The organism is Streptomyces cupreus (genome assembly GCF_014257025.1).
GTDB lineage: Bacteria > Actinomycetota > Actinomycetes > Streptomycetales > Streptomycetaceae > Streptomyces > Streptomyces cupreus.
Genome location: NZ_JACMSF010000138.1, coordinates 1 through 4,153 on the forward strand (window position 1 = coordinate 1; position 4,153 = coordinate 4,153).

Sequence of the window (4,153 nt, forward strand, 5' to 3'; positions counted from 1 at the left end):
CGTAGGGCCCCCGGCCGGGTGACATGCGTGTGCAGCAGGGTAGGCATCGGTGTTCGATCCCTTGGCCGAAGGCGGCCATCATCTTGGGAAGCTGAGTGGATCTAGGCCTGATCGTGGCGCTGACCTGGGGGAAGGACGGTTCGCGGGCCCGCGTGGCCTCCGCCGTCCTCCCCGTGATTCCTCGCTGTTTCCCACTCGATTTTCCGGCCCCGATGGTGATCCACGACGATGAGGATGACTGGCTCCTGTGCGACGGGCTCCGCGAATGGCCAACGCCGCGACAGTCACTCAAGGCAAACATCCCACCGTGGCCCGTGCCGGTGCGGGGAGAGCCGACGGCGTGAGATCTCGACGTCGCGTCGGGGGCGTGGAGGACCCGGCCGCTGCGGCAGCGGGCTGTGAGAGCCCCTTCGTCCCGCCGCCGCTTCCGATCAGCACATCCGACGAGTCGCCCCCTGACAACCTGAATCTGTAGATTTGTACCGCCGGGCACACAGTTGCCAAGCGCGCCGACAGCCGCGCCGGCGCATGAGCCTCGCAGGCGAGGACATATGTTCGACTTGAGCGCGCCGATCGTGGCCACGTTCCTGGTGTATGTGGCCGCCATGATCGGAATGGGCGTCTGGGCGTTCGGCCGCACGCATACGTTCGCCGACTTCGCCCTGGGGGGCCGCAGGCTCAGCGCGCTCGTCGCCGCCCTGTCCGCAGGGGCCAGTGACATGTCCGGCTGGTTGTTCCTCGCGTTTCCCGGAGCGGTGTACGCGGCTGGCGTCGGCGCCAGCTGGATCGCTGTCGGACTGGTGGTCGGCACCTACCTCAACTGGCTGTTCGTCGCGCCGAGGCTGCGCACCTACACCGAGCGGGCCGGCAACGCCGTGAGCCTGTCGGCGTATCTGGAGCAGCGGTTCGAGGACCGCACCCGGGTGCTCAGGATGGCCTCGGCCGCGGTCACGCTGGTGTTCTTCACCGTCTATGTCGCCAGCGGCCTCGTGGCCGGCGGGCTGCTGTTCGAGAACGTCTTCGACATCCGCTTCGGGCTCGGGGTGACCCTGACCGCCCTGGTGATCGTGATCTACTCGTGCCTGGGCGGCTTCCTCGCCGTGAGCATGACGCACGTGCTGCAGGGCACGCTGATGTTCCTGGCCCTGCTCGTGCTCCCGCTGACCGGTGTCGCGGCGCTCGGCGGCTTCGGGGCACTGGGCGACGCCCTCGACGCCAAGGCACCGGGACTGCTGGACATGGGTGCCGAGGTCCACTACGAGGACGGCCGGTGGTCGGCAGGCGGGTCACTCGGCGCCGTCGCGATCGTCTCGCTGCTCGCCTGGGGCCTCGGCTACTTCGGTCAGCCGCACATCCTGGCCCGCTTCATGGGCATCCGCAGCATCCGCGCCATCCCCGCGGCCCGCCGTATCGGAACGGTCTGGGTTGTCGTCGTGCTCGGCGGCGCCACGCTCGTCGGCCTCGTCGGGATCGGGCGGCTCGGCACGCCGCTCCCCGACCCGGACACGGTGTACATCGTCCTGAGCCAGACCCTGCTCAACCCCTGGATCGCCGGGGTGATGCTGATCGCCGTACTGGCCGCGATCATGTCGACCGCGGACAGCCAGCTCCTGGTGTCGTCCGTGGCCCTCACGGAGGACTTCTACCGCGCGCTCCTCAACCGCCGCGCCACGGACAAGACGCTGGTGTGGGTGGGCCGCGGCGCCGTAGTCGTGGTGATCCTGATCGCCTACGTGATCGCCCTGAGAGCCGACGGGCTGCTGAGCATCGTCGCCTACGCCTGGGCGGGCTTCGGAGCGGCCTTCGGCCCGGTCGTCCTGCTCTCGCTGTACTGGCCCCGCATGACCTGGGCGGGAGCCATGGCCGGGATCGTCTCGGGAGCGGTCACGGTCCTTCTGTGGAAGAGGATCAATCCCCTGCTCGGGCCGCTGGAGTCGGGCGTCTACGAGATGGTCCCGGGTGTGCTGGTCGCCGCACTCGCCGCACTGCTCTTCGGCATGTTCGTCGGCCGGCCACCGAAACAGGCCTTCTGGCGGATGCCGGGCGGCCGGGTGAACCAGCTGATGCTGATGACGCCGTTCCTCACGCACGCACCGGTCGGCATCGCCGTCCTGGACACGGACCTGCGCTACGTCTGGGTGAACGAGCCGCTGGACCGCATGGTCCCGCTCGCGCAGCGGCTGGGGCGGGAGGTGAGGGAGGTTCTGCCCAAACCGGACGCGGAGGCGTTCGAGGAGCGGATGCGGACAGTTCTCAGGACTGGGCGCCCGGTGATGGACCACGAGTTCCGCGGCACCAGCCGCGCCGACCCCCACCGGGAGCGGGCGTACTCCGCGTCCTTCTTCGCCATGAAGGACCGCCAGGGCCGGCAGGTGGGCATCTGGTACATGATCATCGATGTCACCGAACGCTGGCGGGCGCAGGAACGCCTCGCCCTGCTGAACGACGCCGGTGCCCGCATCGGCAGCACGCTGGATATCACGCGGACCGCGCAGGAACTGGCCGACGAGGCCGTGCCGTCCCTCGCCGACTTCGTCGCCGTCGACCTGCTCGACACGGTCATGAGGGGGGAGGAACCGGCCCCCGGACCGGTCGGCATGACCCCCGTCATCCGCCGCGCGGGCCAGCAGTCGGTACGCGAGGTCCCCCCGGAGGAGACCCTTGCCGTCGGAGAAACGGTACAGCGCGCCCCCTCGTCGCCTGTGACCCGCTGCCTGCTGGAGAGCAGGACCCTGGTGGAACGCACCCTCGACCCCGCCACCAGCGCCTGGGTGACCGGTGACCACTCCCTGGGCGACGCCGTCCGCGCGGCCGGCTTCCGTTCGCTGATGGTGGTCCCCGTGCGGGCCCGCGGCGTCACCCTGGGCGTGGCGACGTTCGCCCGGTCCCGGCGCGCGGGCCCCTTCGAGGAGGACGATATACGCCTCGCCGAGGAGATCGTCTCCCGCGCGGCGGTGTGCGTCGACAACGCGCGCCGCTTCACCCGCGAGCGCACCGCAGCCCGCTCCATGCAGCGTTCGCTGCTCCCGCAGAAGCTGACGGGAGGCTCCGCCCTGGAGGTGGCGTCCTGGTACTTCCCGGCGGACGCCCCCAGCGGTGTGGGCGGCGACTGGTTCGACGTGATCCCCCTCTCCGGAGCCCGGGTCGCCCTCGTCATCGGGGACGTCGTCGGCCACGGCATGAACGCGGCGACGACCATGGGGCGCCTGCGCATCGCGGTCCGCACCCTCGCCAACCTCGACCTTCCCCCCGACGAACTGCTGGCCCACCTCGACGACCTGGTCATCGGCCTCATCGGGGCGCACGACGGCGACGGGGCGGCGGGTGCCGGGGACGAGACCGTGAGCGCCGCGTTCCTGGGAGCCACCTGCCTGTACGCCGTGTACGACCCGGTCAGCCGACGGTGCACGCTGGCTCGGGCCGGACACCTCCCGCCCGTGATCGTCGGCCCCGACGGCCGCGCCGACACCCTGGACCTGCCCGCCGGACCGCCCCTCGGCCTCGGCTACCTCCCCTTCGAGTCCGTCGAACTGGAGCTGGCCGAGGGCAGCCTCATCGCCCTCTACACCGACGGCCTCATCGAGAGCTTCGACCGGGACATCGACGTCGGCCTGTCCCGCCTCGGCGACGAGCTCACGGTGCCCGAACCGACGTTGGAGGAGATCGGCCGCAAGACCGTCGACGCCCTGCTGACCGGTCCCCCCTCCGACGACGCGGCCCTGCTCCTCGCCCGCACCCACGTCCTCGCCCCGGACCGGGTCACCTCCTGGGACCTGCCGACCGTCCCGGCCGCCGTTTCTCAGGCCCGCGCCGCCGCCGGCCGGCAACTGGCCGAGTGGGGCCTGGACGAACTGTCGTTCACCACGGAACTGATCGTCAGCGAACTGGTCACCAACGCCATCCGCCACGCGTCCGGACCGGTCCGGCTCCGCCTCATCCGGGACCGCGGCCTGATCTGCGAGGTCTCCGACGCCAGCAACACGTCTCCGCGCCTGCGCCACGCCCGAACCACCGACGAAGGGGGGAGGGGCCTGCTGATCGTGGCCCAGCTCGCTCAGCGCTGGGGCACCCGCTACACGACGACCGGCAAGACCATCTGGACGGAGCAGGTCATCCCCGCCGAGCGGCTCGCCGCCGAAACGGTCGAATAAGC

The 4,153-nt window shown here is 70.7% G+C and carries 1 protein-coding gene; it reads left to right on the top strand.

From position 1 onward, the window contains the following. Positions 1-551 precede the first annotated feature (551 nt). On the top strand, positions 552-4,151 hold the full coding sequence (gene putP / locus H4N64_RS43835; RefSeq protein WP_186288213.1) for a sodium/proline symporter PutP: 3,600 nt from the start codon (positions 552-554) through the stop codon (positions 4,149-4,151). The last annotated feature ends 2 nt before the right edge of the window (positions 4,152-4,153 follow it).